Source organism: Pseudomonas sp. NPDC087598 (assembly GCF_044743525.1).
In the GTDB taxonomy this organism is placed as follows: domain Bacteria; phylum Pseudomonadota; class Gammaproteobacteria; order Pseudomonadales; family Pseudomonadaceae; genus Aquipseudomonas.
Map to the genome: position 1 here is coordinate 28486 of NZ_JBIUWQ010000062.1, position 6000 is coordinate 34485.

At 59.4% G+C, this 6000-nt stretch carries 6 protein-coding genes; 3 read left to right on the plus strand and 3 right to left on the minus strand.

The window, feature by feature from the left end; all coding sequences use genetic code 11:
• Positions 1 to 62: 62 nt before the first annotated feature.
• On the minus strand, positions 63 to 668 hold the full coding sequence (locus ACIOWE_RS25285; protein WP_201237178.1) for a hypothetical protein: 606 nt from the start codon (positions 666 to 668) through the stop codon (positions 63 to 65).
• A gap of 142 nt (positions 669 to 810) precedes the next feature.
• Between ACIOWE_RS25285 and ACIOWE_RS25290 the strand changes: the two genes are divergently transcribed.
• Positions 811 to 1602: a dienelactone hydrolase family protein gene (locus tag ACIOWE_RS25290; protein ID WP_401397150.1), complete on the plus strand. Its 792-nt coding sequence runs from the start codon at positions 811 to 813 to the stop codon at positions 1600 to 1602.
• Positions 1603 to 1809: 207 nt separating this feature from the next.
• The gene (locus tag ACIOWE_RS25295) at positions 1810 to 2535 is read left to right on the plus strand and encodes a 4'-phosphopantetheinyl transferase (protein WP_401397153.1); all 726 of its coding nucleotides are present in this window, start codon (positions 1810 to 1812) and stop codon (positions 2533 to 2535) included.
• Positions 2536 to 2649: 114 nt separating this feature from the next.
• On the opposite strand, the gene ACIOWE_RS25300 is transcribed toward ACIOWE_RS25295, so the two are convergent.
• On the minus strand, positions 2650 to 4260 hold the full coding sequence (locus ACIOWE_RS25300; RefSeq protein ID WP_401397156.1) for an ATP-binding protein: 1611 nt from the start codon (positions 4258 to 4260) through the stop codon (positions 2650 to 2652).
• Complete coding sequence (locus ACIOWE_RS25305) at positions 4257 to 4979, minus strand: response regulator (RefSeq protein WP_401397159.1); 723 nt, start codon at positions 4977 to 4979, stop codon at positions 4257 to 4259. The genes ACIOWE_RS25300 and ACIOWE_RS25305 overlap by 4 nt, the downstream gene beginning before the upstream one ends.
• A gap of 851 nt (positions 4980 to 5830) precedes the next feature.
• Between ACIOWE_RS25305 and ACIOWE_RS25310 the strand changes: the two genes are divergently transcribed.
• On the plus strand, positions 5831 to 6000 hold a 170-nt coding region (locus ACIOWE_RS25310; protein ID WP_401397175.1), incomplete at its 3' end, for a hypothetical protein.

The following is a 6000-nucleotide window of genomic DNA, read 5'->3' on the forward strand; positions in this document are numbered from 1 at the left end:
ATCGACTGACTCAGCGCTTTCGCGAGCAGACTCGCTCCCACGTTGAGTCTGGCGGCAACTCCTTAGAAATTGTAGTTGGCCGACAGGTAAGTCTGGGCGCTGCTGTTCAAGTCCAGAGAGCCTTGTTTGCTGCCACCGCTCTCTTTCATTTCGGTGCTGGCGTTGCTCATCAGGTAACGGTAACCGAGTTCGACCGAAGTGTTTTGCGAGACTTGCTGCAAGACACCGAACTGACCGCCGACGGCATAACCGATGTCACTGTCGCGGCTGTAGCCTGGCGAGTCCTGAGTCAGCTTGGTCAGACCGGCAGTCGCACCGCCGAACAATTTGGTCGTGCCGCCCACCGGGTAGAACAGATCGTAGCTGCCCAGCAGGTTTTCCTGGCGCAGTTTAATGCCATTGTGCGAACCGGACACGTTGTCGTAAGTGGCGTAGTAGCGGCCCTGCGAGTTTTGTTGACCGAGGCGTACGCCGTAAGTGTTGTTGCCGTCGATCGCGCCAGTGGCGTTCGGGTGATCAAGGTTGTTGTTCAGCGCACGGGACTTGTCGATCTTGTCACTGGTCTGGCCAAAGGTCAGGCCGGCGAAGTTCGAAGTGGTGTCGGCCTGGGCCGCGACGCTGGCGCTCATTACGGTCAATGCCAGCAGCAGTTTATTAAAACGAGTCATGGAGTTTCCTCTTTCACAGTGCTGTTTGGGTATGGCGCAAGGTTACTGACCCTCCCCTGTACCGCCCCTGAACACTCTCTGAACCTGACCTGAACCAGATCGACTAGGCTGTTCTGAGCACTTTTCGCCAAGGAGACCGAACATGCGCCTGATCCTCGCCCTCACATTACTGGCCGTCAGCAGCCTCACCCAGGCTGCGATCAAGACCGAAGAAATCCCCTATCAAAGCGCCGACGGCACGCAGCTGATTGGCTACTACGCCTACGACGACGCCATCAAAGGCAAACGCCCGGGGATTGTCGTGGTGCACGAATGGTGGGGCTTGAACGAGTACGCCAAGCGCCGCGCGCGGGATCTGGCTGAACTTGGCTACAGCGCGCTGGCGATTGATATGTACGGTGAAGGCAAGAACACCGAGCACCCGAAAGACGCCATGGCCTTCATGCAGGCGGCGACCCAGGATGCGGCGGCCTCCAGCAAACGTTTCGAGGCCGGGCTGAACCTGCTGAAGAAACAACCGCAGACCGACGTGAACAAACTTGCGGCCATCGGTTACTGCTTCGGCGGTGGCGTGGTGCTGAATGCGGCGCGCCAGGGTGAGCCGCTGGCTGGAGTGGTGAGTTTCCACGGTGCACTGGCGACCAAGACCCCGGCCACGCCCGGCAGTGTGAAGGCGAAAATTCTGGTGGAGCATGGCGCACTGGACAGCATGGTCACGCCGGACAACGTCAGCGCCTTCAAATCAGAAATGGACAAGGCCGGTGCTGACTACAAGTTCGTCAGCCTGGAGGGCGCCAAGCATGGCTTTACCAATCCGGATGCCGATCGCTTGAGCCACGGCGATCACGGTGGCCCGGATATCGGCTACAACAAGGCGGCCGATGAAAAATCCTGGGCAGACATGAAAGCGTTCTTCCAGAAGATCTTCAGCTGACTCAGAGACTGCATGACTTCCCTGTGGCGAGGGAGCTTGCTCCCGCTCGACGGCGAAGCCGTCGCAAAACCGGCCGATCAGGTCTACCTGACAGACCTGAATCGCAGTTTTCGGGGCCGCTCCGCGCCCCAGCGGGAGCAAGCTCCCTCGCCACAAAAGCGGTATCTGCTCTACCCCTTCCCAGTGCTAACCGGCAAAATGCCCGCCATGAATCCTACCCCTGCCCTGCCCGCCTGCTGCACCCCGCTCGATGCCCATTGGCCGTTGCCGACGGTGTTGCCTGATACCGTGTTGCTCAGCACCCATTTCGATCCGTCACAACTGCTCGGCGATGACTTTCAGCGCAGCGCCATCGAGCCACCACCAAGCATTCAGCGCTCGGTGGCCAAGCGGCAGGCGGAGTTTCTTGCCGGGCGCATCTGTGCCCGCGCGGCATTGCAACAATTGGAGGGCACTACGGCGGTCCCGGCGATTGGCGAAGATCGTGCTCCGGTGTGGCCGGCACATATCTGCGGTTCGATCACCCACAGCACCGGTCGCGCCGCTGCGATTGTCGCCAACAAGCGGCATTGGCGCGGTTTGGGGATGGATCTGGAAAACCTGCTCAACCCCGAGCGCGCCGAGCGTCTCGCCGGGGAAATCCTCATACCGGCAGAGTTGCAGCGCATGGCGGCAGGTGAGCGGGATCAGTTGGCGCTGCTGGTGACGCTGACGTTTTCGGTGAAGGAAAGCTTGTTCAAGGCGCTGTACCCGATCGTGCAAAAGCGCTTTTACTTCGAACATGCTGAAGTGCTGGAGTGGACGGAATACGGCCACGTACGCCTGCGCTTGTTGACGGACCTTTCGAATGAATGGCGCAACGGCACAGAGCTGGATGCGCAATTCGGGGTGCAGGACGGGCAATTGTTGAGTCTGGTCAGCATTCCGGCCTGAGATCTGTATTGCCTATTCGGACCATTTCGCGAGCAGGCTCGCTCCCACAGGAGAACACATTCCAAAGTGGGAGCGAGCCTGCTCGCGAAAGCGGCATGGTGGCCACCAAAAAACTCAGCGACGTTCCTGATTCCTCGGCCAGCTCAGGCTGAAGCAAGCCCCACCCAGACTCTTGCTCTTGCCAATGATCGCCCGGCCGTCATGCCAGTGGATGATCCGCCGCACAATCGACAAACCCAATCCATGTCCGCCTGACGCCCGGGTACGGCTGTCATCCAGACGCAGGAACGGCGTGAAGATTCGCTCCCACGCCACTTCCGGCACACCAGGCCCGTCGTCCTCGACGTCCACCCGGCAACGCAACTGCCCGACCTGATAACTCACCGTAACGTTCGAACGTGCATGGCGCATGGCGTTGCTCACCAGATTCTGCAAAGCCCGGTGCAAATAACGCGGCTCGGCCTCGACCCAGGCGTCGTCGTTATCCGCAGCCGACAGGCACAAGCCGCGCTGCACCGTGACCCCGGCGCGCAACGGCGCCAGTTCTTCAATGACTTGATTGACCAGCGCGTCGAGATCAATGCGCTGGAACGTCAGCGCCGGCGAGCCCTGCTCCAGCCGCGCATAGGTGAGCATTTCGTCGACCAGCTTATCGAGGTCCTCGATGTCGTGATCCATGCCCTCACGGTACTTTTCCAGCGCTTGCGGGGTGGTCGCCGAACCGATCATCTCCAGACCGAAACGCAAGCGCGCCACCGGCGTGCGCAACTCGTGGGACACCGCGCGCACCAGTTCGCGCTGGATCGCCAGCAACTGCTGCAAGTGCTCAGCCATTTTGTTGAACGCCGAAGCCAGGCGGCCGACCGAGTCGGCCCCGCGCGCCGGCACACGGGTTTCCAAGCTGCCCTTGGCGATGCGCGTGGCCGCCGCTTCGAGGCCGCGCAAACGCCGTTCGAGCTGGCGCACCAACAGATAAACGATAAGGCCGATCAAACTCAGGCCGAGCGCGGCAATCAACACCAGCCATTCCGGCGGATACGGATTCATCTGATACAGCGGGCCGATTTCCAGCACCCACGGTGTGCCGACCATGCCGGCAAACACGCGGATCGAATCGCCGCCCTTGCCCAACGCCATCACCGTGTCGCCCTCGGATACGCGTCGGCTCTGATCTTCATCCATGTCGGCGTCGTTCACCGTGACCAGACGCAGATCAAATCCGAAGCCCTTCTCTTGCTTTATCTGCTCCAGCCGCTTGGGCTGTTCGCCCACGGGCACACGCACCAGCTCATCGGCCAGCAGATAAATAGTCGCGCGGGCCAATTGCTCGCTGATCTGCTGCACCTCTCCGACCAGCACCAGCTGTTCCTTGTCGCTGACCAGCCGGTAGACCTTTGCTGCATGCGGCCCGGTTTGCTCCACCAGCGCCTGCCCACGCTGCACCCGAGTGCGCTGGGTCAGGTCGAGGTCGGTCTCGGCAAACTTTTTCAACGCCAGCGGAATCCCGAGCAAACGCTCCCACACCAGCAGCGCACGATGGCGCTCGGTTTCGTTCATCGGTTGCAGGTTGTCGGCCATCAGCGAGAACGTGCCATGGGCCAGGCGCTCGCGGTATTGCTCGCTGCGCACCTGGTTAAGCAGGTTCAGCGCGAGCACGCCAAGCACCGCCACCAGAATCAGCGCTGCGCACATGCCGCCGTAAATGCGCAGGAAAATCGAGTTCACAGCGGCAGGTCTACGCAGGCTTCCGGGACAAACAGATAGCCTTTGCTGCGGATGGTCTTGATCAGGCGCGGGTGATCGGGGTCATCGCCGATTTTCGGGCGGATGCGCGAGATGCGCACATCGATCGAGCGGTCCTGGCCGTCATAGCCGATGCCGCGCAGAGCGGTAAAGATTTCTTCCCGGGAAAGAATTCGCCCGGCATTGGATACCAACAGCCAGAGCAGATCGAATTCGGCGCTGGTCAACTCGATGCCGTTGTCGCTCAACCAGGCTTCGCGCAAGGCATCGTCCACCACCAGCGGACCGAATTGCAGTCGACGGCTTTTTTCCGTGGCGGGCTCCGGTGTGTCACTGCGTCGCAGCAACGCCTGAATCCGCGCCAGCAACAGGCGCGGGCGCACCGGTTTGCAGACGTAATCGTCGGCGCCCAGATCAAGCCCCTGAATCTGGTCGGCATCGTCGGTACGCGCCGTGAGCATCAGGATCGGCCCGTCATAACGGTCGCGCACCTTGCGGCAGATGCTCAGGCCATCTTCACCGGGCAGCATCAGATCGAGAATCACCAGATCCGGCTGCTCCTTGATGATCCGCGCCGCCGCCAGCGCACCATTGCCTTCGATTTCGACACGCAGTCCATTGGCTTGCAGGTAGTCGCGAGTGAGTTCGGCCAGACGCAGATCATCCTCGACTATCAATACCTGAAAGGCTTGTTGCTCCACCGGTGACCTCTGCTTGCTGTTTTTATTAATAGAAGGAGCGCTTCAACCATCTCATGTAGGAGCTGCCGAAGGCTGCGATCTTTTGATCTTGCCTCTAAAACAAAGTCAAAAGATCGCAGCCTTCGGCAGCTCCTACAGAGGCATATGAATGTCGGATCCTCCCGTTCTTTTGTCATGTTTCTGGAGGATAAGAATGCCTGCGCACGGCCCGATTGTATAAACGGCGTACAGCCAGAACACAAGTCGGTAAATGCGTTCGGACAAGGCGGTTTTTTGTGATAGGGTTCGCGCCCTTAAAAATCCGCTGAAGCGTTTTTCCAGGTGAAAAAACAGTGACAAACGGTCTAGCTCAGCAGGTTCGCGGCCTACACGCGAATTCACCGTTTCGCACACAATTTACGCACAGGTTTATCCACAGGCTATACATTGCAATAGCCACCCAAAACGCATTATCTTGTACCCCGCGTTCAAAAAAACCCTACATGTAGGGTTTGAGACAAAAAACCAAACACAAACCGGACAGTGAATTCAAGGCTTTTTATTGCCATTGTCGGGTTGAACCAAACGTATTTTTACCAGCCCAAACCGCACCTGCGGATGGCTACCGTTTTTCAGTCGGCCACGACGATTACGGTACGGGTGTTGCAGTCCGAAACTGCTCCCCGAAAGGAATGCGGTTTGACGCGTATCGCGCGAACCGAAGACTTCGGCATGGAAGCGGCGCCCACAAGGCCCCTTCCTGAACTGTCCCGAAGTCGTTATGCCCGGCGCGTGCCGGTTGTAGTGCTTCAGGACGGAACGGTGGGCACCGTGATGGTGCCCAAACAAACATAGAGAACGTGGAGACACCCATGCAAACCGACACAACTCGCGAGAACCCGCAGGGCACCTTGCCGCAGGCCGCCGATTCGACTTCGGATCTGGCAGCCACCGCGCCTGGTCAACTGCGCGTGATCAAGCGTAAAGGCACTGTCGTTCCTTACACCGATGACAAGATCACCGTCGCTATCACCAAAGCGTT

What these genes read in the sequence shown, in the direction of transcription:
- ACIOWE_RS25285 (WP_201237178.1), bottom strand. Translation starts at nt 668, where the DNA reads ATGACTCGTTTTAATAAACTGCTGCTGGCATTGACCGTAATGAGCGCC.
- ACIOWE_RS25290 (WP_401397150.1), top strand. Translation starts at nt 811, where the DNA reads ATGCGCCTGATCCTCGCCCTCACATTACTGGCCGTCAGCAGCCTCACC.
- ACIOWE_RS25295 (WP_401397153.1), top strand. Translation starts at nt 1,810, where the DNA reads ATGAATCCTACCCCTGCCCTGCCCGCCTGCTGCACCCCGCTCGATGCC.